Origin of the sequence: Caballeronia sp. LZ028 (genome assembly GCF_031451415.1) — a bacterium.
Lineage (GTDB): Bacteria > Pseudomonadota > Gammaproteobacteria > Burkholderiales > Burkholderiaceae > Caballeronia > Caballeronia zhejiangensis.
Genome location: NZ_JARUXN010000001.1, coordinates 1255552 through 1281695, shown reverse-complemented (window position 1 = coordinate 1281695; position 26144 = coordinate 1255552). Strand labels below are relative to the sequence as shown.

The 26144-nt window shown below is 63.9% G+C and carries 26 protein-coding genes, 1 tRNA gene and 1 riboswitch; of the genes, 16 read left to right on the top strand and 11 right to left on the bottom strand.

Features of this window, described 5'->3' with window-relative positions; all coding sequences use genetic code 11:
- Positions 1 to 47 precede the first annotated feature (47 nt).
- A complete protein-coding gene (gene hrpA, locus QCE58_RS06005) occupies positions 48 to 4421 on the bottom strand; it encodes an ATP-dependent RNA helicase HrpA (protein ID WP_309779296.1) in 4374 nt (1457 codons plus the stop codon).
- A gap of 106 nt (positions 4422 to 4527) precedes the next feature.
- On the opposite strand from hrpA, the gene argA reads away from it, so the two are divergent.
- From argA to proP, 3 genes are all read left to right on the top strand, one after another.
- Positions 4528 to 5898 carry an amino-acid N-acetyltransferase gene (gene argA, locus QCE58_RS06000; RefSeq protein ID WP_033536863.1) on the top strand — a complete coding sequence of 457 codons (1371 nt, stop codon included), beginning with the start codon at positions 4528 to 4530 and terminating at the stop codon, positions 5896 to 5898.
- A gap of 58 nt (positions 5899 to 5956) precedes the next feature.
- Positions 5957 to 6229: an oxidative damage protection protein gene (locus tag QCE58_RS05995; RefSeq protein WP_008350541.1), complete on the top strand. Its 273-nt coding sequence runs from the start codon at positions 5957 to 5959 to the stop codon at positions 6227 to 6229.
- A gap of 667 nt (positions 6230 to 6896) precedes the next feature.
- Positions 6897 to 8372, top strand: coding sequence for a glycine betaine/L-proline transporter ProP (proP, locus tag QCE58_RS05990; RefSeq protein ID WP_033536864.1), 1476 nt, complete (start codon positions 6897 to 6899; stop codon positions 8370 to 8372).
- 54 nt (positions 8373 to 8426) lie between these two features.
- Here the strand turns inward: proP and QCE58_RS05985 are convergent, their stop codons facing one another.
- A complete protein-coding gene (locus QCE58_RS05985; RefSeq protein WP_175979903.1) occupies positions 8427 to 8879 on the bottom strand; it encodes a metallophosphoesterase family protein in 453 nt (150 codons plus the stop codon).
- A gap of 203 nt (positions 8880 to 9082) precedes the next feature.
- On the opposite strand from QCE58_RS05985, the gene QCE58_RS05980 reads away from it, so the two are divergent.
- Positions 9083 to 9167: transfer RNA gene (locus tag QCE58_RS05980), tRNA-Leu, on the top strand.
- Positions 9168 to 9196: 29 nt separating this feature from the next.
- On the opposite strand, the gene QCE58_RS05975 is transcribed toward QCE58_RS05980, so the two are convergent.
- Positions 9197 to 9409 (bottom strand): hypothetical protein, encoded by a 213-nt coding sequence (locus QCE58_RS05975; protein WP_008350546.1) that lies wholly within the window; start codon positions 9407 to 9409, stop codon positions 9197 to 9199.
- Positions 9410 to 9520: 111 nt separating this feature from the next.
- A complete protein-coding gene (locus QCE58_RS05970) occupies positions 9521 to 9805 on the bottom strand; it encodes a hypothetical protein (RefSeq protein ID WP_008350548.1) in 285 nt (94 codons plus the stop codon).
- 199 nt (positions 9806 to 10004) lie between these two features.
- Between QCE58_RS05970 and QCE58_RS05965 the strand changes: the two genes are divergently transcribed.
- Together QCE58_RS05965 and QCE58_RS05960 are read left to right on the top strand one after the other, a co-directional pair.
- Positions 10005 to 10361 carry a hypothetical protein gene (locus QCE58_RS05965; protein ID WP_008350549.1) on the top strand — a complete coding sequence of 119 codons (357 nt, stop codon included), beginning with the start codon at positions 10005 to 10007 and terminating at the stop codon, positions 10359 to 10361.
- Between the two features lie 59 nt (positions 10362 to 10420).
- The gene (locus QCE58_RS05960) at positions 10421 to 11221 is read left to right on the top strand and encodes a phosphodiesterase (protein ID WP_250480428.1); all 801 of its coding nucleotides are present in this window, start codon (positions 10421 to 10423) and stop codon (positions 11219 to 11221) included.
- Positions 11222 to 11230: 9 nt separating this feature from the next.
- Here the strand turns inward: QCE58_RS05960 and QCE58_RS05955 are convergent, their stop codons facing one another.
- The 5 genes from QCE58_RS05955 to QCE58_RS05935 form a co-directional block, all read right to left on the bottom strand.
- On the bottom strand, positions 11231 to 11671 hold the full coding sequence (locus QCE58_RS05955; protein WP_239295414.1) for a response regulator: 441 nt from the start codon (positions 11669 to 11671) through the stop codon (positions 11231 to 11233).
- 49 nt (positions 11672 to 11720) lie between these two features.
- Positions 11721 to 12353, bottom strand: a complete 633-nt coding sequence (locus tag QCE58_RS05950; RefSeq protein ID WP_008350556.1) for a response regulator transcription factor — start codon at positions 12351 to 12353, stop codon at positions 11721 to 11723.
- 94 nt (positions 12354 to 12447) lie between these two features.
- A complete protein-coding gene (locus QCE58_RS05945) occupies positions 12448 to 13023 on the bottom strand; it encodes a bacterioferritin (protein WP_008350558.1) in 576 nt (191 codons plus the stop codon).
- A gap of 195 nt (positions 13024 to 13218) precedes the next feature.
- Positions 13219 to 13380 (bottom strand): DUF1328 family protein, encoded by a 162-nt coding sequence (locus QCE58_RS05940; RefSeq protein WP_008350559.1) that lies wholly within the window; start codon positions 13378 to 13380, stop codon positions 13219 to 13221.
- 54 nt (positions 13381 to 13434) lie between these two features.
- Entirely contained in the window at positions 13435 to 13611 is a 177-nt protein-coding gene (locus tag QCE58_RS05935) for a DUF1328 domain-containing protein (RefSeq protein ID WP_008350561.1), read from the bottom strand.
- A gap of 149 nt (positions 13612 to 13760) precedes the next feature.
- Here QCE58_RS05935 and QCE58_RS05930 point away from each other — a divergent pair, with 149 nt between their 5' ends.
- From QCE58_RS05930 to QCE58_RS05920, 3 genes are all read left to right on the top strand, one after another.
- Positions 13761 to 15230 (top strand): sensor histidine kinase, encoded by a 1470-nt coding sequence (locus QCE58_RS05930; protein WP_008350563.1) that lies wholly within the window; start codon positions 13761 to 13763, stop codon positions 15228 to 15230.
- A gap of 188 nt (positions 15231 to 15418) precedes the next feature.
- The gene (locus QCE58_RS05925) at positions 15419 to 15553 is read left to right on the top strand and encodes an entericidin A/B family lipoprotein (protein ID WP_008350566.1); all 135 of its coding nucleotides are present in this window, start codon (positions 15419 to 15421) and stop codon (positions 15551 to 15553) included.
- Between the two features lie 293 nt (positions 15554 to 15846).
- Positions 15847 to 16488 (top strand): dihydrofolate reductase family protein, encoded by a 642-nt coding sequence (locus tag QCE58_RS05920; RefSeq protein WP_250521027.1) that lies wholly within the window; start codon positions 15847 to 15849, stop codon positions 16486 to 16488.
- A gap of 59 nt (positions 16489 to 16547) precedes the next feature.
- Here the strand turns inward: QCE58_RS05920 and QCE58_RS05915 are convergent, their stop codons facing one another.
- The gene (locus QCE58_RS05915; protein ID WP_250521026.1) at positions 16548 to 17330 is read right to left on the bottom strand and encodes a DUF4397 domain-containing protein; all 783 of its coding nucleotides are present in this window, start codon (positions 17328 to 17330) and stop codon (positions 16548 to 16550) included.
- Positions 17331 to 17680: 350 nt separating this feature from the next.
- Complete coding sequence (locus QCE58_RS05910; protein WP_250496756.1) at positions 17681 to 18622, bottom strand: EamA family transporter; 942 nt, start codon at positions 18620 to 18622, stop codon at positions 17681 to 17683.
- A 220-nt stretch (positions 18623 to 18842) separates the two neighbouring features.
- Positions 18843 to 18983: riboswitch (TPP riboswitch) on the top strand.
- 129 nt (positions 18984 to 19112) lie between these two features.
- Here QCE58_RS05910 and thiC point away from each other — a divergent pair.
- From thiC to QCE58_RS05875, 7 genes are all read left to right on the top strand, one after another.
- A complete protein-coding gene (thiC, locus tag QCE58_RS05905; RefSeq protein WP_175979900.1) occupies positions 19113 to 21044 on the top strand; it encodes a phosphomethylpyrimidine synthase ThiC in 1932 nt (643 codons plus the stop codon).
- Between the two features lie 240 nt (positions 21045 to 21284).
- Positions 21285 to 21464: a glycine zipper 2TM domain-containing protein gene (locus tag QCE58_RS05900; protein WP_372492622.1), complete on the top strand. Its 180-nt coding sequence runs from the start codon at positions 21285 to 21287 to the stop codon at positions 21462 to 21464.
- A gap of 205 nt (positions 21465 to 21669) precedes the next feature.
- Entirely contained in the window at positions 21670 to 22194 is a 525-nt protein-coding gene (locus QCE58_RS05895) for a hypothetical protein (RefSeq protein ID WP_250521025.1), read from the top strand.
- A gap of 260 nt (positions 22195 to 22454) precedes the next feature.
- Entirely contained in the window at positions 22455 to 22583 is a 129-nt protein-coding gene (locus tag QCE58_RS05890) for a hypothetical protein (protein ID WP_268811669.1), read from the top strand.
- Positions 22584 to 22840: 257 nt separating this feature from the next.
- The gene (locus QCE58_RS05885) at positions 22841 to 24442 is read left to right on the top strand and encodes an L-lactate permease (protein WP_250521024.1); all 1602 of its coding nucleotides are present in this window, start codon (positions 22841 to 22843) and stop codon (positions 24440 to 24442) included.
- 119 nt (positions 24443 to 24561) lie between these two features.
- Positions 24562 to 25494 carry a DMT family transporter gene (locus QCE58_RS05880; RefSeq protein WP_250521023.1) on the top strand — a complete coding sequence of 311 codons (933 nt, stop codon included), beginning with the start codon at positions 24562 to 24564 and terminating at the stop codon, positions 25492 to 25494.
- Positions 25495 to 25618: 124 nt separating this feature from the next.
- Positions 25619 to 26143: a hypothetical protein gene (locus QCE58_RS05875; protein ID WP_008350584.1), complete on the top strand. Its 525-nt coding sequence runs from the start codon at positions 25619 to 25621 to the stop codon at positions 26141 to 26143.
- Position 26144: the final 1 nt, after the last annotated feature.

Here is a 26144-nt window from a genome sequence, read left to right as displayed (position 1 = left end):
GTCTTTTTGCGCAATACGTTGATTCTTTGCGTCTTTCCAGCGGAAACCTAACGCTGCATCGATTCCCACACCTTGTGGAGGCGTTTTACCGAGACCGGCATCGGCGTGCGCAGTTCCTGCGCGAACAGCGATACGCGCAATTCCTCCAGCAGCCAGCGATATTCGGCAAGCCGCGCATCCGCGACGCCGCCGCGCAGCGATAACGCGCGCTGATATTTCTGCGCGAGCGGCTGCAGATCGGCGGCGAGACGCGCGTCGCGGGCCGGATCGGCCTTGAGCTTGTCGACGCGCTGCGCGATCGCCTTCAGATAGCGCGGAAAATGCGCAAGCTGCGCATACGGCGTATCGATGACGAAACGCTTGCCGATGAGCGCGCTCAATTGCGCCTGCATGTCCGCATAGGCCGACGCGAACGATTTCACCGACGCCAGCTTTTTGGCGAGCGCCGCATATTCGTTGAGGATCGTGCCGACGAGCCGCGCGATTTCGTTCGCGAGCAGCGTCAGACGCCCTTTCGCGGCGTCGCGGCGCGCGTGGAAGCTGGCGTCGTCGTCGGGCAGCGGGTCTTGCAGGCACGCGCGATCGAGCGCCGTTTCCACGATCTGATCGCGCAGTTCGTCCGCCGTGCCGAGCGCCATGTATTGCATCGACATCTCCCGCAGGCCCGGCAGATTTTTCTCGAGATAGCGAATCGGCTCGCGCAACTGCAGCGCGAAAAGCCGGCGCAACCCCGCGCGATGAATACGCACCGCTTCCTCGGGCGAATCGAACACTTCGACGTCGCAATGCGTGCCGCGATCGACGAGCGCCGGATAGCCGAAGAGCGTCTGCCCGCGCCGGCGGATTTCCAGCAGCTCGGGCAGCTTGCCGAAGTTCCACGTCGTGAGGTTCTCGTAGAGCGCGGTGCCTTCGCTTGCCGGTTGCTGTGCGGGCGGCGTATCGGAGTCCCCGGAAAGCGCATCGAACGCCGCCGCCGACGTCAGTTTCTGGAACTGCTGCTGCGCCTGCCCGCCGAGTTCCGCGCGCAACTGCGCGAGATTGCGGCCCATCGCGAGCTGGCGGCCGTGTTCGTCGATCACCTTGAGGTTCATGAACAGGTGCGCGGGCAGCGTTTCCAGCTTGAAATCGGCGCTTTTCACGGCGATTTGCGTCTGCTCGCGAATATCGGCGATGAGCGAATCGACGAGCGCGCCCGCGCCGAACTTCGGCCCGCCATGACGCCCGGCGAAAGCCGCGGCGTATTCCGGCAACGGCACGACGTGACGGCGCAGCTTCTGCGGCAGCGACTTCAGCAGCAGTTGCACCTTCTCCTTGATCATGCCGGGCACGAGCCATTCGACGCGGCGCGCATCGACCTGATTCAGCCCGTAAAGCGGCACTTGCAGCGTGACGCCGTCGCGCGGCGAACCCGGCTCGAAGTGATACGTCAGCGCCATTTCGATGCCCGACATCGTCATGCGCTTCGGAAACAGATCCGTCGTGACGCCGGCAGCTTCGTGACGCATGAGGTCGTCGCGCGACAGGAACAGCAGCTTGTCGTTGCCCTCTTTCTTCTGCTCGTCGCGATACCAGCGCTCGAACGCCGCGCCCGTCCAGATGTTTTCGGGGATCAGCGAATCGTAGAAGCCGTAGATGAGTTCATCGTCGACGAGCACGTCCTGACGGCGCGACTTGTGTTCCAGTTGCTCGATGTCCGCGACGAGCTTGCGGTTGTGCGCGAAGAACGGCAGACGCGTATCGAATTCGCCTTCGACGAGCGCCCCGCGAATGAACAGTTCGCGCGCGTATTTCGCGTCCTGCTTGCCGAAGCTCACGCGCCGACGCGCATACACCGTCAGCCCGTACAGCGTCGCGCGTTCGTAGGCGACGACCTGCGCGGCCTTCTTCTCCCAATGCGCGTCCGATAGCGATTTCTTCAGCAGATGCGCGCCGACCGTTTCGAGCCATTCCGGCTCGATCTTCGCGATCGTGCGCGCGTAGAGGCGGCTCGTCTCGACGAGTTCGCCCGCCATCACCCAGCGCCCCGCTTTCTTCAAGAGCGCCGAGCCCGGCCAAAGAAAGAACTTGATGCCGCGCGCGCCGAGATAATGCGGCTCGTCGTCGGCCTTGAGACCGACGTTGCCGAGCAGGCCCGTCAAGAGCGACAGATGCACCTGCTCGAAGGTCGCATCCGATTCGTTCAGACGCCAGCCGTGCTCGCGCACGACCGTCAGCAGTTGCGAATGCACGTCGCGCCACTCGCGCAAACGCAGATGCGACAGGAAATTCGCGCGACACGCATCCGCGAGCTGCTTGTTCGATTTCTTGTGCGCGACCGCTTCCTCGAACCACTTCCAGATGCGCGTCCACTGCAGAAATTCGGAGCGCTCGTCGACGAACTGCCGATGCGCCTGATCCGCCTGCTCCTGCGCCTCGATCGGACGGTCGCGCGGGTCCTGCACCGACAGCGCCGACGCGATGATCAGCACTTCCGCGAGCGCATGATGATCGCGCGCGGCGAGAATCATGCGGCCGACGCGCGGATCCAGCGGCAGGCGCGCGAGTTCGCGGCCGAGACTCGTCAGCGCGTTGTCGTCATCGACGGCGCCGAGTTCGTTCAGCAATTGATAGCCGTCCGCGATCGCGCGGCCCGGCGGCGGTTCGATGAACGGAAACGTTTCGATCGCCGTCAGATGCAGCGACTTCATCCGCAGAATCACGGCCGCGAGCGACGAGCGCAGGATTTCGGGATCGGTGAAGCGCGGCCGCGCGGCGAAATCGGCTTCGTCGTACAGACGGATGCACACGCCGTCCGCGACGCGCCCGCATCGGCCCGCGCGCTGATTCGCCGCCGCCTGCGACACCGGCTCGATCTGCAGTTGCTCGACCTTGTTGCGATACGAATAACGCTTCACGCGCGCCATGCCGGTATCGACCACGTAGCGGATGCCCGGCACCGTCAGCGACGTCTCCGCGACGTTCGTCGCGAGCACGATGCGCCGCGCGTTCGACGGCTTGAACACGCGCTCCTGCTCCTGCGCGGAAAGGCGCGCGAAGAGCGGCAGGATCTCCGTATGCGGCGGATGATGCTTGCGCAACGCTTCTGCGGCATCGCGGATTTCGCGCTCGCCGGGCAGGAACACGAGCACGTCGCCGGGACCGACGCGGCACAGTTCATCGACGGCATCGACGATGCCTTCCATCAGATCGCGATCGGCTTTGCGATCGTTGCGTTTGGGCGCCGTGCCCTGCGCGTTCCTGATCGCCTCGCTTTCCTCTTCGATCGGCCGATAGCGCACTTCCACCGGATACAGCCGTCCGCTCACCTCGATCACCGGCGCGGGCTTTTCGTCGCTGCCGAAGTGGCGCGCGAAGCGTTCTGCGTCGATGGTCGCGGACGTGACGATCAGCTTCAGATCCGGGCGTTTCGGCAGGATTTCCTTCAGATAACCGAGCAGAAAGTCGATGTTGAGGCTGCGTTCGTGCGCTTCGTCGATGATGATCGTGTCGTAGGCGGTCAGCAGCGGATCGGTCTGCGTTTCCGCGAGCAGAATGCCGTCTGTCATCAGCTTGACGGACGCGCCGGGCGCCAGATTGTCCGTGAAGCGCACTTTGTAGCCGACGACTTCGCCGAACGGCGTGCCGAGTTCCTCCGCGATGCGCCGGCCGGTCGCCGAAGCGGCGATGCGGCGCGGCTGCGTATGCCCGATCAGCCCGCTGCCACCCGCGCCGAGACCGCGTCCGAGCGCGAGGCAGATCTTCGGCAATTGCGTCGTCTTGCCCGAGCCGGTTTCGCCGCTGACGATCACGACTTGATTCGCAGCGATCGCGCGCGCGATTTCCTCGCGTCGGCCGGAAACGGGCAGCGCTTCGGGAAACGTGATCGGCGGAATGGGATTCGGCGTGACGACGCGCGGCGCGCGCGGCGGACGTTGCTCGCGAGGCGGACGCGTTTCGGCCGGGCGTTCGACGTGCGACGGACGTGCTTCAACCGGGCGTTGTTCGCGCGGTGGACGTGCTTCAACCGGGCGTTGTTTGCGCGGCGGGCGCGTTTCGGCCGAAGGTTCGACACGCGGCGCAGGTTGCGGCTGCGGCTGCGGCTGGCGCGCTTCGACGGGCTTCGGCTGCTGAACGCGCGCCGGACGCTGCGGCCGCGCACCTTGTTCACGCCTCGCGTCTTCGCGTTTCGGGGGCGCTTGCGTGGCAGCTTGCGCCGTGTCGCGCGCCTTCGGCGGACGTTGCGCCGTGACCTCCGCTTTCGCGGGCCGCTCTTTCGATTGCGCCGCCTTCTTCGGTTGCGAAGGAGCCTCCGCCGCCGCTTTGCCGCCCGCGAACCGCTGCGCGGCGCGTTCCTTCTTGCTCAAACCCGCCGCTTCGCCGGAATCGGACGTGCCCGCGCCCTCCCGCGTCTCGCGCAGCAGACTTTCACGCAGTTGTCGCAACTGCTCCTGAGTATCGAGGGATTTGTCGGCGGACTGAGACTTGCCCGCCTGATCGGGGCGTGAGGGACGAGAAACATTCGGCATAGCGTCGCATTATAATCCCGGGATGAATTCCCAAACCGACCTCACGATGACCGCGACGCAGCCGGCAGTCGAGCCCGAAGCGCCGAATCCCCACGCCCAGTTCGTCGACTGGATGCGATCCGTCGCGCCCTACATTCACGCGTTTCGAAACAAGACTTTCGTTGTCGCGTTCGGCGGGGAACTCGTGCAGGAAGGTCGCCTCAACGCGCTCGTGCAGGACGTCGGCCTGTTGCACGCAATGGGCATCCACGTCGTGCTCGTGCACGGCTCGCGTCCGCAGCTCGACGAGCAACTGAGCCTGCACGGCGTCGAGTCGTCGTTCTCTCACGGCTTGCGCATAACGGATGCCCGCGCGCTCGAATCCGCGAAAGAAGCCGCCGGCGAAGTGCGTCTCGACATCGAGGCCGCGATCAGCCAGGGCTTGCCGAACACGCCGATGGCGCACGCGCACATCAGCGTGGTGTCGGGCAACTTCGTGACGGCGCGGCCGGTCGGCATTCTCGATGGCGTCGATTTCCAGCACACCGGCGTCGTGCGCAAGATCGACGGCGATTCCATCCGCCAGTCGCTCGCGTCGAACAAGCTCGTGCTGCTGTCGTCGCTCGGTTTTTCGCCGACGGGCGAAGCCTTCAATCTGTCGATGGAAGATGTCGCGTCCGCCGCGGCCATTGCGCTGCGCGCCGACAAGATCATTTTCGTGACCGAAATTCCGGGTCTCGGCGACTCGGAAAACGAGCTGATCCGCGAAATGTCGCTCGACGACGCCTATCGCTTGCAGGAAAGCGGCGAATTGCAGGGCGACACGGCGTTCTATCTGAAGCATACGGTGCGCGCGTGCCGCGGCGGCGTTGCGCGCGGCCACATCATTCCGTATTCGCTCGACGGCAGCGTGCTGCTCGAACTGTTCCTGCACGACGGCGTCGGCACGATGATCTCGTACGAGAATCTCGAAAGCCTGCGCGAAGCGACGCCCGACGACGTCGGCGGCATTCTCACGCTGATCGAGCCGCTCGAATCCGACGGCACGCTCGTACGGCGCGGACGGCACCAGATCGAGCGCGACATCGACCATTTCTCGGTCATCGAGCACGATGGCGTGCTGTTCGGCTGCGCGGCGCTCTATCCGTACACACAGGAGCGCATCGGCGAAATGGCCTGCCTGACGGTCGCGCCGGAAGCGCAAGGTTCGGGCGACGGCGAACGCCTGTTGAAGCGCATTGAACAGCGCGCCCGCGCACGCGGCTTGACGCGCATTTTCGTGCTGACGACGCGCACCGAACACTGGTTCCTGAAACGCGGTTTCGTGAAAGTGACCGTGGACGATCTGCCCGAAGATCGCCGGCGGCTCTATAACTGGCAGCGCAAGTCGCTCGTCCTGATGAAACAGCTTTGAACATGATCCAAGAAGCGTCGAACGGCGCTTTGCCCCCGATACAGAGGAGAAACTCACAATGGCCCGAATGGTTCAATGCGCGAAGCTCGGCAAGGAAGCCGAAGGACTCGATTTCCCGCCGCTGCCGGGCGAGCTCGGCAAGCGCATCTACGAAACGATCTCGAAGGAAGCCTGGCAAGGCTGGCTCAAGCAGCAGACCATGCTCATCAACGAGAATCGGCTGAACATGGCCGATCCGCGCGCACGCCAGTATCTGATCAAGCAGACGGAGAAGTATTTCTTCGGCGAAGGCGCCGATACGGCGTCCGGCTACGTGCCGCCGCAAAGCTGAAATCGCGCGTTCATCGCATCGCAAAAACCGGCCCGAGCGGCCGGTTTTTTGTTGTCCGCGCGGCGGAAAATTGTTCCGCTTAGTACATCGGACCACGAGATGACAATCGGCGCAATCCTACGTCCGACAAGGCTTTGCGGCCGTCGGGCTCGAGCGCGGTGGCAGACCGGTTTGCAGATCGTCTGTCATCGTGTTATCATCTTGCTCGTTATCAACAGCAATTCACCATCATTCACGTGCAAATGTTTCCGACTTCAAGTTCGGGCGTTGCGCGGTAGTGACAGTTTCTTATACAAAGAGGCGCGTCGGTTTTCCAAGCAGTAACGCCGGCCTTTTTCGTCTCAAGTTGTTTTTTCGCCGACGTCGCGGCCCACCCGCGGCAACTCAGTCATTCAGCGCTGCGTTCGCCGTCCGCACGTCAAATTCGTGTGTTTCACCCGAGTGCAATTTCGCGACTACACCCGCGCGAGGCACCGGCACCGTGTTTCTTTTCGCTCATCGACTTCGAGCCGCTCGGCCCGAGGTCGCGGAAAGCCTTTGCTTTCGTCTTCAAGCGTTCGCGGCGCCGTCTCGAAACTGCACTATCCCGGCAATTTGCGTCCGTCCTCCGCGGCGACGCACCCGACGTTCTTTGAGCGTCGGGATCGAATACGGAGTTTTTCGAACTATGTCTTCTCTTAACGAGGGCCTTTGGCGCAAACGCGATTCATCCAGTCAGAAGTCCGACCTCACCCTCGACGACATCACCATCGTCGATCAATCCCTGTTGAAGCGCGCCGTCGGCGCCATGGCCATAGGTAACGCGATGGAGTGGTTCGATTTCGGCGTGTACAGCTACATCGCCGTGACGCTCGGCCGTGTGTTCTTCCCGTCGAGCAGCCCCACCGCGCAGTTGCTCGCGACCTTCGGCACGTTCGCCGCCGCTTTCCTCGTGCGCCCGATCGGCGGCATGGTGTTCGGCCCGCTCGGCGACCGCATCGGCCGCAAGCGCGTGCTCGCGATGACGATGATCATGATGGCCGTCGGCACCTTCTGTATCGGCATCATTCCGAGCTACGAATCGATCGGCGTGATGGCGCCGGTGCTGCTGCTCATCGCGCGTCTCGTGCAGGGCTTCTCCACGGGCGGCGAGTACGGCGGCGCGGCGACCTTCATCGCCGAATTTTCGCCGGACAAGAAGCGCGGCTTCATGTCGAGCTTTCTCGAATTCGGCACGCTCGTCGGCTACGTGCTCGGCGCGGGCGTGGTCGCGGTGCTGACGGCGGTGATGTCGGAAAAAGACCTGCTGTCGTGGGGCTGGCGCATTCCGTTCATGATCGCGGGTCCGCTCGGCCTGATCGGTCTCTACATCCGGATGAAGCTCGAAGAAACGCCTGCATTCCAGCGTGAAGCCGAAAAGGCCGAAGCCGTGTCGCACGAGACGACCAAGGAGCAGTTCCGCGAGACGCTGATCCAGCAATGGAAGCCGCTCTTGCAATGCGTGGGCCTCGTGCTGATCTTCAACGTGACCGACTACATGGCGCTGTCGTATCTGCCGAGCTATCTGTCGGCGACGCTCAAGTTCAACGAGACGCACGGCCTCTTCATCGTGCTCGTCGTGATGGTGCTGATGATGCCGCTCACGCTCCTCGCCGGCCGTCTGTCGGACACGATCGGCCGCAAGCCGGTGATGCTCGCCGGCTGTATCGGTCTGCTGGTGCTGTCGATTCCTTCGCTCTCGCTGATCCGCATGGGCACCGTTCCGTCGATCTTCGCCGGCATGATGATTCTCGGCGCGCTGCTGTCGACGTTCACGGGCGTGATGCCGTCGTCGCTGCCGGCGCTCTTCCCGACGAAGATCCGCTACGGTGCGCTCGCGATCGGCTTCAACGTGTCGGTGTCGCTCTTCGGCGGCACGACGCCGCTCGTCACCGCATGGCTCGTCGACACGACCGGCAACCTGATGATGCCCGCGTACTATCTGATGGGCGCGTCGATCATCGGCATCGTGTCGGTGCTCGCGCTCTCCGAGACGGCGAAGAAGCCGCTGAAGGGCTCGCCGCCGGCGGTCGCGTCGAAGTCGGAAGCGCATGCGATTCTGCGCGGCCATCGCGAAGCCGCCGAAATGGACGATGCGTTCCCGGAAGGCACGGTGCGCGCGTAAGCGTTCTGGCGTGATCGAATGGGAGGGCCGGTGCGTGAAGCGCCGGCCCTTTTTTCATTCGATCAGCGAAACGATGCGCGCTTCCGCTTTGCCGTCGTCGATATCGAGCAGCGCGAGCGTGACCGGCAATCTGAAGCGACGCGGCCCCGCACTGCCGGGATTCACGAAGAGCACGTCGCCGCGCCGCTCGATGAGCGGCTTGTGCGAATGACCGGTCACGACGACATCGATGCCGTCGAGCTGCTTCGGCACATCGGCGATATCGTGGACGACGTGAATCGTCGCGCCGCCCAGTTCGATGCGCGCGTGTTCGGGCAGCCGCGCGAGGTCATCGGCGATATCGTTGTTGCCGCGCACGACGGTGAGCGGCGCGAGCGACGCGAGCGCATCGAGCACGTCGCGTCTGCAGATATCGCCCGCGTGGATGATGTGCGCGGAGCCGCGCAAGGCGTCCAGCGCTTCGGGGCGCACGAGGTTATGGGTATCGGAGATAAGGGCAATACGCATGAGGCGTCACGCTTCTTCGTTCGCGCGCACGCCGAAGTCCTCGCCGTGCGCCACGTTCGGTTCCGGCACCATCATCGTGTCCTCGCGACTGAATCGGTGCCGGCGATTATGCGGGACGGCCGAAACCTTGTCGAACGGCTTGTATACGACGAGCGGCGCGGCTTTGGCGCGGTCGCATGCAATGGTAGAATCGCGTCCGCCCTGCCGGGGTGATGAAATTGGTAAACATAGCGGACTTAAAATCCGCCGCCTCACGGCTTGCCGGTTCGAGTCCGGTCCCCGGCACCAAGCAGTATGAAGGGCAGCGCGCCGCACCCTCACACCGCGTTCAACAACCGCTCCGCATCCCTCACTGCATCGAGCAGCGCTTCGATCGCCGTATCGCGTTCGAGCAGGCACACATGCTCGATATCGAACGGCAACGCATCCACGCCGACGAAGCGCACCGTACCGCCGAAGCAGTCGCGCGCCTTGCCGCTCTTCACGGAAGCGATGTAGTTCGGGGTGATGTAGAGCGCAACGGGCGTCATGGCGGGCTCCGCGATGGTCCGGTCGATGAACCCGAGTCTAGCCGCACGCACCATCTCGCTGAACCCGCCGCACGCGGGGAAACCGATCCCCTCTTTCGCTGCCTTCGCTGCCTACACCGCATGCCCCAGCACACGCGCGACGTAGTGCCGTCCCCACGCCTCGCCGTGCGCGATCGCCTCGGCGACGGTCTCGAACGGGCCGCGGTCGCCGGTCATTTCGCCGGAGTCGTCGGCGAGTTTCGAACCGTGCAGCGGCTTCTGGTCGAGGCGCGTCACGCGCACGCGGATCGCGTAACCTTCGGACGGCGCCGCATCCTCGTCGCCATCGGCCGCGAGCGGCTTCGGCACGGCCTGCATGGCGAGCAGGTAATCGCCTACTTCGATGTCCTTCTGCATGGCGGTCGTCTCCATCGGTGAGGAACGCGCTCGTCGAACGTCAGTGCCGATTGTGCTACCGCATCGCTGCACAAAACAAGCGGTCACGCGCCGCGATGCACTACAGTGATGCACTGCGGTACGCATGTTATAAAGCTCCGCCCGACACTCATCACGCCCCGGCGCGTCTCGCCGCATCGGGCACCGACCGAATTCATCGATGAACCATCGCATCCGTCACCTGCTGCCCGTCCTGCTCACGACTTCGCTCGCCTGTCTCGGCGGCTGCACGTCCTATTACAAGAACGTCGAGACCTGCAAGGAGAAGGTGCGGGCCGACTATCCCGACGCCGCGAGCGCGCCGCTCAAAATCACCGGTTCCGGCGCGAGTTATCATGGCTCGCGGGTCGTCGTGCACGGCACGATCCAGAATCCGCCGAAGCCGCCGGCCACGAAGTCTTCATCGGTGCCCGCAGCCGCCGAATGCACGTTCAGCGAAACGTCGATGACCGGCTTCCAGTGGCTCGTCCCCGCGAAGCTCGCGCCCAAGCCGCCGGTCGCCGAATCCGACGACTGAATCCGACGGCTGAATCCGACGACCCAGCCCGAAACCGTCCGCGACGAGGAGATTCGCGCATGCTGCTCGCCCAGATCAGCGATCTGCACATCACGCCGCCGGGCACGCTCGCCTACGGCCGCGTCGATACCGCCGCGTATCTCGCCCGCGCGATCGACGTCCTCAACGCGCTCGATCCGCGCGCCGACGCCGTGCTTGTTACCGGCGATCTCGTCGATGCGGGCGGCATCGACGAATACCGGCATCTGCGCACGCTCCTCGACCGGCTCGCCATTCCGTGGCGCGTCATCGCCGGCAATCACGACGACCGCGCGAATCTGCGCGCCGTCTTCGGCGATCTCCCCGAGCTCGCGGGTCACGACGGTTTCCTGCAGTACGCGTTCGACGTCGGCGAAGTCCGCGTGATCGCGCTCGACACGCTCGATCCCGGCTCCGGCGCGGGACGCCTGTGCGCCACGCGCCTTGCCTGGCTCGAAGCGCAGCTCGACGCCTCGCGCGACCGGCCGGTGCTGATCGGCATGCATCATCCGCCGATCGAATGCGGCATCGGCTTCATGGACGACATCCGCCTCGCGCCCGACGACAGCCGCGCGCTCGACGCACTCGTGCGGCGTCATCCGAACGTCGAGCGCATCGTATGCGGCCACGTGCACCGCGCGATCAGCGCGCGCTTCGGCGGCACGATCGTGTGGTGCGCCCCGTCGACGGCGCATCAGGTCGCGCTGCAATTGAAATCCGATGGTCCAGAAGCCTTCGTGATGGAGCCGCCCGCATTCGGGCTGCATCTGTGGCGCGCCGGCGTCGGCCTCGTCACGCATTGCATGAGCGTCGAACAAGGTGGCGGGCCGCAGCCTTTCTGAGCCGAGCCTTCAGGTGCGCTCGCGCGCGTAGTCGTCGAGCGCGTCGAGCACGCGATCGAACTCGAGCGATTTGTCGAAGAAGTGACGCACGCCGTATTGCAGGCAACGCTCGCGATACGTCGGCAGCGCGTGATTCGTGAGCACCGCGATGAACGCGGTTTCCGAGCGCGGCGCGCCGCCCTCCTTGAGCCAGGCGAGCACGTCGATGCCCGAGCCGCGCTTCAGTTGCAGATCGACGATGATCGCATCGAAAGTCCGCGACGACAGCAGCGCGATGGCCTCGTCGGGCGCATCGGCGAACGCGGTCACGCGCCACGGCCCGAGCGCGTCGATCGCCTCGGTCAGGCTGCGGCGGATAAGCGGCGAATCCTCGATCAGCAACGCCGCGAGCGGCGGCCGCCGCGCGCCCGGCTGCTCCATTCGGTCGTCAGTGTCGATGTGATTGCCCACGGCGGGCGTCCTCCGGCAGTGCTCTCGCGGATGTTCGAACGATGCGCCGCTATTCGATCAGGCCGTTCTTGATCGCGTAATACGTGAGGTCGGCGTTATTGGAAAGCCGCATTTTTTCGAGCACGCGCGCGCGATACGTGCTCACCGTCTTCACCGACAGATGCAGTTCCTGCGCGATTTCCGTCGGCAACTGGCCGCCCGCGAGCTTGCAGAAAATCTGAAACTCGCGTTCCGACAGCAGTTCGTGCGGGCGCTCGGCGGCGGGCTTGTCGAGCTTGTCGGCGAGCGCATCCGCGATGAACTCCGACAGATAACGATGCCCGCGTGCCACCGTGCGGATCGCGCGCACGATTTCGTCGGGCGCGGCATCCTTGTTCAGATAGCCGTTCGCGCCCGCCTTCAGCAGGTTGATTGCGTACTGGCTTTCGGGGAAGCCCGAAAGCATCAGCACGCCCTGCTCCGGACGGATCTGCTTGATGACGCGCAAGGTATCGACGCCGTTCTTGTCGGGCATCGCGATGTCGAGCAGCACGACATCGAACGCCTGCGCGCGCACGAGCGCGATGGCCTCGTCGCCGGTGGCGGCTTCCGCGCCGACTTCCATGTCGGGTTCGTCGGCGACGAACTGCCTGAACCCGCTGCGCACGATGGCGTGGTCGTCGGCTATCAAGACTCGAATCATTCGCGTGGTCCGTGCTGCCGGACGGTCTGCTACCAGTGGATCGGCCATGTCATGCGGGCGCCGGGCGCGCGACGCGTCCCCGGCGACCTCGTCCTCATCCGTTGCGGCCTTCCAGCAGATCGGCCATGTCGTCGGCGTGCTCTTCCTCGACGGCGAGAATGTCCTCGAAGATGCGACGCGTCGTGACGTCCTTGTCGCCGAGATAGCGGATGATCTCGCGATACGTGTCGATCGCGATGCGCTCCGCGATCAGATTCTCGCGGATCATGTCGATCAGATCCTTACCTTCGCTGTACTGCGAATGCGAGCGCGACGAGAGGCCGTCGGGCGCGAAATTCGGCGCGCCGCCGAGTTGCACGATGCGCTCGGCGAGCGTGTCGGCGTGCTGCTGTTCCTCGTTCGCGTGCTCGAGAAACTCCTGTGCGACGGCTTCCGAGTGGATGCCCTTCGCCATGAAATAGTGGCGCTTGTAGCGCAGCGTGCAGACGATTTCCGTGGCGAGCGAATCGTTGAGCAGCTTCAGCACGGTCTCGCGATCGGCGCCGTAGCCGGTCGTCACCGCGCCTTCGTCCATGTGCTGCCGGGCATCGGCGCGGATCTTCTCGACATCGAGAACGAAGGCGTCGGTGGATTGGCTCGGCTCGGCGTTTACCGCAGACGATTTGGACATTTGGTTCGCTCCTCTTTGACAGGTGAGTTGACGTTGTTCGCTGGAGCAGGCTTCGGCGCCAGGGTTTCCATAGCGCCCTGCTATCCAATCCGATACTCCGATGCACACACCATGCCTGATCTGTCGAAGAAACCGCGCGACGGTGATGAAACCCGCGCGCGGCTTGATGGCTCGTGGCTTTTAGCTAAGCGGGCGTCACGTTCGGAACACGCCGAGCAGCAAAGTGACCACGAACACGACGAGAAAAATGAAGAAAAGGATCTTCGCGATTTCCGCCGCGCCGGCCGCGATGCCCGTGAAACCGAACACAGCCGCGATGAGGGCGATGACGAAGAAGACTGCAGCGTAATGAAGCATGTGACCTCCTTCCTGAGTTTTTGATTACGTTTTGTCGATACGTCCGGAACGCCGCTAATCGATCGCTTTTTTCGTGACGACGAAGCCGAGCACGAGAAACACGACGCACAGGATCAGGAACAGCACGAACAGGAACTTGGCGATGGCGGCCGCTCCGGCAGCGACGCCGGTGAACCCCAGCACGCCGGCGATCACGGCTACGATCGCGAAAAACAAGGCCCACTTCAGCATGATCGTTCCCCGTAGGAGTGGATGACGGAACTATCGTAGCCACGCGATGCGCGCCGCGCATTCGGGCAGGCTCCTTTTTTGCTGTGGGAATCCACCGACACTTGCTTTCAAATCGGCTGCTCCAAGTGAAACGCCGGACGACCCACGCCATGAGCCACGTACCGCCCACCGCGATACCGACGACGATCTTGCCCGAGGACACGCCGCCGCCCGCGCCGGAAGGAATCGCGCGCCGCGCCACGCGCTTCAACGACTGGATGCGCCGCTACAGCTGGGCGGTCGCGATGACGGTGGCGATCGTCATCACGGTCGGCGGGCTGATCATTCTGGAATCGGGGCGCATGCGGATCGCGTCGGAATACGAGACCGCGCTCGAAGCGAAAGGCGCGACCGCGCAGCTTTCGATGCTCGCCGCCGATATCGCCGCGCTCACCGCCGACGAACGCGGCTTCGCGCTACAGGCCGACGACGCGTATCAGGCGCATTTCCGCGACGCGGCCGGACGCGTGCGGCGCACGCTGGCGTGGCTCGATGCGTATTACCGGCGCATCGGTGACGACACCGCGCTCGCGAGCTTCGCGCAGATCCGCGCCGCCGCCGACGATGAAATCGCGCAAGGCACCGCGCGCATCGCCGATTCGCCCGACGCCGATGCCACGCGTGCGCTGCCGCCACCCGACGCGAGCGCCACGCTCGATGCGGCGCTGTCGCTGTTGCGCCTGAACGAAGAGCAGCGCGCGCAACACGCGCTCGACGCGAGCCGCGCCGACCAGCGCATCTCGACGCTGTGCGTGGGCGCGTTGTGCGCCCTCAACATCGTGCTATTCATCCTGCTGTTTCGTAATCTCGGCATTCAGCTCGACAAGCAGGCGCGCGTGCAGAAGGCGCTTATCACGCAGCAGGAAGAGCTCGATCAGCTCGTGTTCGCGCGCACGCGTCAGCTCGAGGCGCTCGCGTGGCACTTGCAGTCCGTCAGCGAAAACGAGAAGACGGAGCTCGCGCGCGAACTGCACGACGAACTCGGCTCGATCCTCACCGCGAGCAAGATGGATGTCGCGTGGGTGCGCGGCAAGCTGAAGGACAGCGAGCCCGCGATGGCCGAAAAACTCGCGCGCGCGCTCGGCAATCTGGATCAGGGCATCGCGTTGAAGCGCCGCATCATCGAGGACATGCGCCCGACGGTGCTCGCCAACTTCGGTCTCGTCACGGCGCTGCGCTCGCTCGCCGATGAAGCCGCGCAGCGCAACGGCTGGAACGTCGAATTCGACCTGCCGGGCGAGGACGTGAAGCTCGGCGAGGCGATCGAAATCGCGCTTTTCCGCGTCGCGCAGGAGACGCTCACGAACGCGGCGAAGTACGCGCACGCGAGCCGTATCCGCGTGGCGCTGACGGTCGATGAAGCAAACGTGTCGCTCTCGATCACCGACGACGGCATCGGCATTCGGCCGCAGGATTTGAAGCGCACGCAGACGCATGGGCTCGTCGGCATGCGGCAGCGCGTGTCGGCGCGCGGCGGACGCTTCGAGATCGAGCGCGCGACGCCGCGCGGCACGGCGATCAGCGTGTCGATGCCGCGCGAGCGCAGCGCCGATGCGCCGGTCGTCGCGGCATCCACGTAGGACGGCGCCGACACGAAATGCGGACGACGCCGACACCAGAATCGCATGCGTGCCTACATCCGCGATCGATGCGCTTTTTTATGATTGATCACACCGGTAAGACAGGACGTCAGCCAGGCGCCCGTCGACCACACACGATGCGCGAACCGTTTTTCCTGTCACGCATTTCAACTCCAAGGGGAATACACATGACTCGACTCATCGCTCTACTCCTCATCGCCGGCAGCGCGGCTCTCGCAGGCTGCAACACCGTTTCGGGAGCCGGTCAGGACATCTCGAAGGGCGGCCAGGCCATCTCGAACTCCGCGGAGCAGCACAAGTAATTCACGAGGCGCGCCGCTTCGCTGCGGCGTTCCCGCTCAGGCGTTCCATATCGTTGACGTAGTTCTCTCTCTTCCCGCCACCTTCGCGTGGCGGGATTTTTTTTGTCTTTGGAGCCGTTCGTGTGTCGTCCAGGCCGCTCGCGGCGTCCCACGGGTCACGCGTCATTCTCTGCACAATGACGCCGATGACCCAGATCCCCTTCGCTGCGATAGAGTTCGCTCATCTCGATGCCTTCCTGAGCGATGATGCCTGGCTTCAGACATCGGGATTCACAGCGCAAACGGAGACACGAATGGCCAAAGTAAAAGTAGCCGGGTTCGGCGTTTCGCTCGATGGCTTCGCCGCGGGAACCGGTCAGAGTCTGGAACATCCGCTCGGGGTGCGGGGCCCGGAGCTCTTTCAGTGGTTTTTCCCGACGCAGACGTTTCGGCGGATGCAGGGAAAAGACGACGGCGAAACCGGTGTCGATGACGACTTCGCCCGGCGCGCGATGGACGGATTCGGCGCGTTCATCGTCGGGCGCAACATGTTCGGGCCGATTCGCGGCGAATGGCCGGATGAAAAATGGAAAGGATGGTGGGGTGAGGATCCGCCCTATCATGCGCCGACTTTCGTGCTGACCCATTACCCGCGTCCGCCGATTCGGATGCAAGGCGGGACGACGTTTCACTTCGTCTCGGACGGCATCGAGGTCGCGCTGCAAAAGGCACGCGAAGCGGCGGGCGCGAAGGACATCAAGATCGGCGGCGGAGCGGCCACGGTCAAGCAATACATTCAGGCCGGCCATGTGGATGAAATCCACCTCGCTTTCGCGCCGGTGGCGCTCGGGCAAGGGGAATCGCTCTTCGACGGTCTGGATTTGCGCGCTTTGGGATATCGGACGGTCGAGCACGTTCCGACGGAGCGGGCCACGCACATCGTCCTTGCGAAGTAGCTGCGCGCGATACGAAAAGGCCCGGCCGATTCTTCCGGCCGGGCTGTGCGGTTCATGCCTTATTGCGTGTCGGGCAGTTCGAGCGCCGGCTGCTGCGTGTTGCCACCCTGCGCGACGAGCACGCGAATCTTCTCGGGCACGAGTTGCGTGGCTGCAGTTCCCGAAGGCAGCGTCGTCACGAGCCAGTCCGCGTTGTTGACGAGATCGAACGACGCCGATTTATAGACCGGCGTCTTCGAGCCCGGCAGCGTCGCGATCAGTTGATACGTGCCGCCGGAGACGTAGATCGAGTCTTGCGTCGTCGCCGGTACGGCGTTCTTGTAGGCGACGCCCGCCATCGTCGGGCTGACGGTCGAGATGTTCGTGCCCGGCGCGACGAGATAGATGTCGAGGTTCGGCGCGTTCGTCGATGCGTTGAACGCGCGCACGCGTGCGCTGCTCGATAGCAGGCCCTTGTCGAACGGATCGTCGATCACCGCGATCGACGGCACGAAGCCCGCGTCCGGCAGCGCGATCACCGTGTATTCGTGCCCTTTCGCCGCGTTCGAGATGGTCGTGTCGGTGGCGAGTTGCGTCGTCGTGTTGACGGCGGCGTAGGAAAAGTTGTGCTGGCCCGTGTCGATGTTCGCGAAGTTCGTCACCGCCTTATAGGCGAGATTCGGCTGCAGGATCTTGCTGTTGTCGTAGAAGTCGACGTTCGGGCCGCTCGGGATCGCGTGGATGAAATGGACTTGCGGCTGAGTGACGCCGATTTCCTTGCCGACGTCATCGGAGCTTCCGCCGCAAGCGGAGAGCAAAGCGGCGACGGCGGCAAGCGCGGCAGCGGTGCGGATGAGCTTCATGGTTTCACCTTCCTTTGTTTTGATTTGATTTGATCGGCCACATCGTCATCCGGGTCCGGACGATTAGGCATCCGCAGGACTTTGCGCGCTCGCTCGCCGGGCCCGATTCGGGTTTCCCTCTTGCCATTTCGATCGATCAGATTTGCCGTCGAAGTGGCGCATGCGTTGAGCAATGAGCATGCCCCGAGACGGTGCGACGATGGCGTGTATCGGCCGCTGAGGCCCGTCCGGAAAGGGTTTCGGATTCGTTAGAGGAATTACTCGGGATGCGCGAAGACCCCGCGCGGTGCTGCATCGATCAATGCAGCGTCGCCGCGTGACGAGAAGCGGTTTTTACAAGGATGGTGCGTTCAGAGAAGTCCCCGCCGCCGCTGATCAAACCAGAACGAAAGCCCAACGGAAAGCAGAATCACAACGGTCGCAATCACGGTCCATTGCGTGACGATTTCCCCGAGCAGCAGCGCGCCCAAACCAACCGCCACCACCGGATTCACATAAAGACAACTCGTCGCGACGATCGTGCTCGTATTGCGGATCAGAAAGTTATACGCGACATAAGCGGCCATCGAACCGATCACAACGAGATACAAAAACGAGAACCCCGCGCCGACGCCGACGCTCGCCAACCGCTCGCCCGATGCGAACGCGATCGCCGTCGCGATCAATCCGCCCAAACCGATCTGCAGCGCCGTCGACATCAGCAGATCGGAAGGCTGCGGCAGGCGCGTCGCCAGATGCGCGCCGCCCGCCCAGAAGATCGCGGCGCACAGAATCGCCAGCGTGCCGACCGTCGAACTCGGCGAGGGATCGCCGTGATTCAGCAGCACGATCCCGAGCAGACCCAGCGCCACCGCGAACCACTCGCCTTTCGCGACGCCGCGTCCGCTGAGCGCGGTGAAGATCGTCGCGAAAAGCGGCACCGTCGCGACCATCACGGCGGCCGTGCCGGTCCCCACGGTCCGCATGCCGTAAGCCATCATCCCGCTCGACAGACCTTCCAGCAACGTGCCGACGATCGCCGCGTTGCGCACTTCCCGCGCGCTGGGCCACACCGACTTGCGATGCACCGCGATCAAGAATAGCCCGATGCCCGCGAACAGATTGCGCAGCCCGCCGAGCATCAACGGCGGAAAAGATTCGAGCGCGAGATGGATGCAGAGATACGTCGATCCCCAAACGAGATAGACGACCGTCAGCGCAAGCGCGACCTGCCCCTTGAAAGAGCGCGGCGCGCGAAACGGAAAACGGTCAGGGAAGCTGAACGGCAGGCGCGGCGGAGGCAGAGCGGACATGCATCACTCCGCGGCGACGGCTGCGCGCCGGAGAAAAACGGGCAAAACCAGACAGAACGACATGGCGTAAAGCAAAGGGGAATGGCGCGAGGAAGGACCGCGCGACCTTCGGGAAAACCCGGAAATCCGCGGCGCCCGACATTATGCAGTAAGCGCTCGCATCCATCGGCTCATTTTCGGGATGGTTGCCAAGACGCCACGCCGCGGTGTAACGTGTCGGCTGCTAACGCGGGGGTCCTGCGTTGCACATCGCGGTTTCGTGCGGTTTCATCGGCGAAGCGCTTCGTGTGGCGTGGGTGAGAAATACCCTTTGAACCTGATCTGGATAATGCCAGCGCAGGGAAGCGTTCGGGTTCCATAGGCCGCAGTCCACGCCACTTCAACCGAACCCGTACCTTTCCATCTCGTTCCTCCCTGTTTAGCTCCTGAGTCACCACGAGCTACGACATCGCTCGTGCTGAAAAAAATCGTCCCTTAGGAGATCAAGCACATGAATGCCAACCCGAAGTTCCTCTCGGAAAACGCCGTCGTCGATGCCGCCGCCATCGCGCCGCTGCCGAACTCGCGCAAGGTCTATGTCGAAGGTTCGACGCCCGACATCCGCGTGCCGATGCGCGAGATCACGCAATCCGACACGCCCGACGGCTTCGGCGGCGAGAAGAATCCGCCCGTCTACGTGTACGACACGTCAGGCCCGTACACCGACCCCGACGCGCAGATCGACATTCGCAGCGGTCTGCCCGCGCTGCGCGGCGCGTGGATCGAAAAGCGCGGCGACACCGAGGAACTGAGCGGCCTGTCGAGCGAGTTCGGCCGCGAGCGCGCCGCCGATCCCAAAACGGCCGAACTGCGCTTTCCGGGTTTGCACCGTCATCCGCGCCGCGCGCTCGCCGGCAAGAACGTCTCGCAGATGCACTACGCGCGCCAGGGCATCATCACGCCGGAGATGGAGTACATCGCGATTCGCGAGAACCAGCGTCGCGCGGAGTATCTCGAAAGCCTGCGCACGAGCGGCCCCAACGGCGAAAAGCTCGCGAAGATGATGGGCCGCCAGCACGCCGGACAAGCCTTCGGCGCGGCGGCGTTCGGCAAGGACGCGGCGAAGGAAATCACGCCTGAATTCGTGCGCGAGGAAGTGGCGCGCGGCCGCGCGATCATCCCCGCGAACATCAATCACCCGGAAAGCGAGCCGATGATTATCGGCCGCAACTTCCTCGTGAAGATCAACGCGAACATCGGCAATTCGGCGGTCACGTCGTCGATCGGCGAGGAAGTCGACAAGATGACGTGGGCGATTCGCTGGGGCGGCGACACGGTCATGGATCTGTCGACCGGCAAGCACATCCACGAAACGCGCGAGTGGATCATCCGCAATTCGCCGGTGCCGATCGGCACGGTGCCGATCTATCAGGCGCTCGAAAAGGTGAACGGCAAGGCCGAAGACCTGACGTGGGAAATCTTCCGCGACACGCTCATCGAGCAGGCGGAGCAAGGCGTCGATTACTTCACGATTCACGCCGGCGTGCGCCTGCAATACGTGCCGCTGACCGCGAACCGCATGACGGGCATCGTGTCGCGCGGCGGCTCGATCATGGCGAAGTGGTGCCTCGCGCATCACAAGGAAAGCTTCATTTACGAGCACTTCGAAGACATCTGCGAAATCATGAAGCAATACGATGTCTCGTTCTCCCTCGGCGACGGCCTGCGCCCCGGCTCGATCTACGACGCCAATGACGAAGCCCAGCTCGGCGAACTGAAGACGCTCGGCGAACTGACGCAGATCGCGTGGAAGCACGACGTGCAGGTGATGATCGAAGGCCCCGGCCACGTTCCGATGCAGCTCATCAAGGAAAACATGGACCTGCAACTGGAATGGTGCGACGAAGCGCCCTTCTACACGCTCGGGCCGCTGACGACCGACATCGCGCCGGGTTACGACCACATCACGTCGGGCATCGGCGCTGCGATGATCGGCTGGTTCGGCACCGCGATGCTCTGCTACGTCACGCCCAAGGAACACCTGGGGCTGCCGAACAAGGACGACGTGAAGGAAGGCATCATCACGTACAAGCTCGCGGCGCACGCGGCCGATCTCGCGAAGGGTCATCCGGGCGCGCAGGTGCGGGACAACGCGCTGTCGAAGGCACGCTTCGAATTCCGCTGGGAAGACCAGTTCAATCTCGGTCTCGATCCGGACAAGGCGCGCGAATTCCACGACGAAACGCTGCCGAAGGATTCCGCGAAGGTCGCGCATTTCTGCTCGATGTGCGGCCCGCACTTCTGCTCGATGAAGATCACGCAGGACGTGCGCGATTTCGCGGCGAAGCAAGGTGTCAGCGAAAGCGAGGCGCTCGCCAAGGGCATGGAGACGAAGGCGATCGAGTTCGTGAAAAAGGGCGCGGAAATCTATCAGCCGACCTGAAGCTTCTGACTCGCTGACAACGGCCTGTCGCACAGCGCGTGCGGCAGGCCGTTTTTTATGTGTGCGCCGGGCGCAAAGCCTTGTCGGGCCTGAATGAGCGGTTCATCCGACGATTCGGGCATCTTTTCTGCTGGTTGAGTGCGTGAACCGGCGCAAATGCGGCCGAGCCGCAGCCGATTCATCTCATCTTCGAATTGGAGAGTCGACATGAAAATCATCAAACAGATCGGCGCCGCTGCAATGATCGTTGGGTTTCTGGGAGGACTGACCGCTTGCGGCGACATGACCACGCGTCAACGGGATACGGCTATCGGCGCCGGCGTCGGTGCGGCGGGCGGCGCGGTGATCGGCGGCAGCGCGCTTTCGACGCTCGGCGGCGCGGCGGTCGGCGGGATTATCGGCAATCAGGTCGGGAAGTAGCGCGAACATCGTCTGAACGACGCAACGGACGCGTTTCGCCGCCATCAACGACCCGCTGTTTCATTTCTGTTACATAAAGGCGCGCCGCAATGCTTTTTCACATCACGCGGCGCGCCTCCCGGTTGTCGTTCGACTAAGCTGCTTCTTAAGGGGCCAATTTCATTCGATCCCACGTCCCGCAAGCCGTAACGCAAGGAGCAGTGCCATGATTTCCGCCCGCAGCATGTCCGGACCCAGGACGACCGCCGCAGCGCTCGCCGCCGGGCTTCTTCTCGGCGGATGTTATTACCCTTACGGTTATCCGGCTTATCCAGCTTATCCGCCCGCGCCTGTCGTCGGCGCGACCTACACGCAGCGGGAATTTGCGTTGCCCGCGTCCGGCACGGCGGCCACGCCGACGTCATCCGCGACCTTGCCGCCACAGTACGAATACGCCGTCGGCTCGTCGTACTCCGACTACTACCGGACGTATCCCTATCCGTATTACCCGCCGTATGCGGCTTACCCGTACTACGGCTATCCGGCGTACTACGGCTACGGCTACGGTTATCCGGCGGTTTCGTTCAGCTTCGGCTACTGGGGCGGCAGCGGATGCTGCTGGGGACATGGCTATCGCGGCGGCTACCACGGTGGCGGATGGCACGGCGGCGGCGGGTGGCATGGGGGCGGAGGCTGGCACGGCGGCGGCGGCAGTTGGCATGGCGGCGGAGGCGGCGGCCGCGGACACTGATCGCCGCGCCGCGATACGCCAGGTGAGACAAAAAGCCGTTTGTCGCCTTGCCGCGTAACACTGCTGCAACATTTTCCTTTCGACACGGGCTCGCGCGCACGACGCGCTTCATCGTGCGCCGGCGCACTTTCCTTATCCGACAAGGCTTCGCCACTATTCGCCAGATGATTGGCACGGTTTTGGCTACATAGCTTCCCTGCATCGAGTCGCAACGGCGATAACCGTTGTTCCGCGCACTTTTCCGTATCGGGGGATCGGACATGATGGCCTTCGTGTTTTTCCTGCTGTGGATTTTCGCCTCGCTCGGCCTTCTGACCGTGTGGGTCTTCCGCCAGACGCCATCGGCCGGTCGCGACGAGAGCGCGCCGAGCGCCGTCGCCGAGGGCTGATCGCGCTCGTCCGTGCTTCTCCGTCCGCATCGATGACGCGCCCGCAAGCGGCGCGTCCCTTCACGTCCATTCACCTCTGCGCGCCACGCCGTGGCCGGAATGGACGGGCATTCACGCCTTGACGCATGTTCTTCGCGCCCTATTCTTAGTGTGCGCGTTATGCGGTTGCTTAAGCCGGCGACCGGACATCGAACTCCACGCGCATCGCGGCTTCGCGTTGGCGCCGCTTCGGTTCATGACAGAACGAAGGAGACCCGATGTTCCACCAGCTACTCATCCCGATCGCCAATTCCCTGTTCGCATCCTTCATCGTCGCCGCGCTGCCGATCATCCTCGTGCTCGTGCTGCTCGGCTGGGCGCGCCGTCCCGCGTGGCAGGCGTCGCTCGCGGGGCTGGTCCTTGCGCTCGTCATCGCCATCGCGGGCTGGCATTTTCCGGTCGGGCTCGCGCTCGATTCGGTCGCGGCCGGCGCCGTGTTCGCGCTGTGGCCGGTCATGTGGATCGTCTTCGCCGCGATCCTGCTCTACAACGTCGCGCAGCGCTCGGGGCGCTTCGAAGCGTTTCGCATGTGGATGGTCGATAACCTGCCGAACGACCGGCGCATCGTGCTCGTCGTGATCGGCTTCTCGTTCGGCGCGCTGCTCGAAGGGATTTCGGGCTTCGGCACGCCGATCGCAATCACGAGTTCGCTCTTGATCCTGCTCGGCTTCCCGACGCTCGAAGCGCTGACCTTCACGTTGATCTTCAACACGGCGCCGGTCGCGTTCGGCGCGCTCGGCGTGCCGATCACCGTGCTCGGCGCAGTGACGCACCTGCCCACCGATGCGCTCGCCAAAATGGTCGGTCGCCAGTTGCCGTTCTTCGCGCTCTTTCTGCCCTTCTATGTGATCGGTATCTACGCGGGCTTTCGCAACATGATGCGTATCTGGCCCGTGCTGCTCGTCTCGGGCGGCATGTTCGCATTGACGCAGTTCGTGACGTCGAACTACATCAGCTATGCGCTCACCGACGTGCTTTCGTCGCTCGTCTCGCTGATCGTGACGATCGCGTTCCTGCGCGTGTGGAAGCCGGTCGCGGACGAGCGCTTCGCGGTGAACGTCGAGCGCGCCGGCGCGACGCGTTCGGCGATTCCGGGCGGCCAGGGCTGGGTGCCGTGGATCGTGGTCTCGGTGGTCGTGATCGTGTGGACGGTGCTCAAGATCTTCATGATCGGCGACGTGAAAATCGCGTGGCCGGGCCTCGACAAGGCGGTCTACATCACGCTCTACAAGCAGCCTTACGGCGCGATCTGGGACTTCCAGCCACTCGCGACGGGCACGGCGATCCTGGTCGCGTCGATCATCACCGCGTTGATGGTGAAGCTGCCCGCGCGCGAATACGTCGCGGCGATCGGCGATACGTGGGTGCAGACGCGCATCGCCATTCTGACGGTCGCGACGATCGTCGGCCTCGCGTATCTGATGAACTACTCGGGCATGAACTACACGCTCGGTCTGGGCGTGGCGTCGGTCGGGCCGTTCTTCCCGCTCGTGTCCGCGTTCCTCGGGTGGGTCGCGGTGTTCCTCTCCGGCAGCGACACGTCGGGCAACGCGCTCTTCGGCAATCTGCAGGTCGTCGCGGCGAACCAGCTCAACCTCAATCCGGTGCTGATGGCGGCGACCAATTCGTCGGGCGGCGTGATGGGCAAGATGATCTCGCCGCAAAACATCTCGACCGGCGTCGCGACCACCGAGCTCAAAGGCAAGGAAGGCCTCGTGTTCGCGCGCACGTTCAAGCATTCGATCTTGCTGACGATCCTGCTCGGCGTGCTCGTGTGGCTGCAGCAAAACGTGCTGACGTGGATGATCCCGCCGCATTGAGCTTTCGCGCTTCCCCTGTTTCTCCCGCTTCTTGCGCTTTCGTCCGGCGGACCATTTCTGAGACGAACGCGGTGCTAACATGCGCGGACTTTCGATGAGCCTTGCGAAGTCCGCCCGCCATGTCACCCGCCAATCTGCTGCAACTGATCGTCCTCGCCGCCCTGTGGGGCGCGTCGTTTCTCTTCATCCGCGTGGGCGTCGCCGAGTTCGGCGTCGCGCCGCTGATGGCCGTGCGCGTGGGCATCGGCGCCGTGTTCCTGATCGCGATGCTGCTTTCACGGCGGCCGCTCGCCCAAACCGCCGCGACGCTGAAGAAACGCTGGCTTCAGTTGCTCGCCGTCGGCATTCTCAACTCGGCCGCGCCGTTTTGTCTCTTCGCGTATGCCGAATTGACGCTTTCGGCCGGGGCCACGTCCGTCATCAACGCGACGACGCCGCTGTTCGGCGCGCTCGTCGCTTTCCTGTGGCTCAAGGATCGCCTGACGGCCGCGCGCACGATCGGCATGGCGATCGGCTTCGCGGGCGTGCTCGTGCTGGTGTGGAACCAGATCGCGCCGGAGCACGCCGGGCAAGCCGCCGCGCTGCCGGTGCAAGGCATGCTCGCGGCGGCGGCGGCGCTGGCGGCGTCGGCGCTTTACGGCGTCGCGGGCAACTTCGCGAAAAAGTATCTGATGGACGTCGCCGCGATGACCAACGCGGCCGGCAGCATGATCGGCGCAACGCTCACGCTCGCACCGATCGCGCTCTTTACGTGGCCCGCCGCGCCGGTTTCCGCGCACGCATGGGGCGCGGTGCTCGCGCTCGGCATCGGCTGCACGGGGATCGCGTATTTCATCTACTTCCATCTGGTCGCGGTCGCGGGCCCGGCGCGCGCGATGACCGTCACGTTCGTGATTCCGCTGTTCGGCATTCTGTGGGGCGCGCTCTTTCTCGGCGAGCACGTCTCGCTCGTCATGATGGCGGGCTGCGCGATCGTGCTCGCGGGCACCGCGCTCGCGACGGGCGTCGTGAAACGCGTGCCGTTCGTCGGACGGCGAAAATTCGCGCGCTGACTATACTGCTTTCGGGAAAAGCGGCGGTGTGCGGGCGGCATCGTCCGCAAGGGTGAAATTGTTTGGATGCCGTTGCACGCCGTGCGGCGCCGCGTCATCCTTCGCGCTTTTGCCGGGAGCCGTCATGCACGATCTGTTCGCCAAGCTCAAACATGAAATGATGAAAATGGTCCCGCCGACCGTTTTCTTTTTCATCCTCCTGCATGCCGTCGCCATCGTGCGCGCGTTGATGGTAATGGGCACCGGCATTTCGCTGACCTCGTCGATGTCGGTGCTCGTCGCTTCGCTGATTCTCGGCAAGTCCGTGCTGATCGCCAACATGCTGCCGTTCATCAACCGCTATCCGGACCGTCCGCTGGTCTGGAACGCCGCCTGGAAAACGCTGATCTACACGGCCATCGCTGGCATCCTGCACTATCTCGAGCGGCTGCTGGACTTCTGGAAGGAGACCCACGGCCTTGCTGCCGCGAATCAGGCGCTCATCGCGCATATCAACTGGCCGCAGTTCTGGGCCGTCCAGATCCTTCTCGTGCTGATGATCGGCAACTACTGTGCGTTCGCCGAACTGGGCCGCGTGATCGGACGCGACGTGCTCAAGTCGTGGTTCTTCGGGCCGCGCGTCGACATGCCGCCGAAGTGGCAAAGCTGAG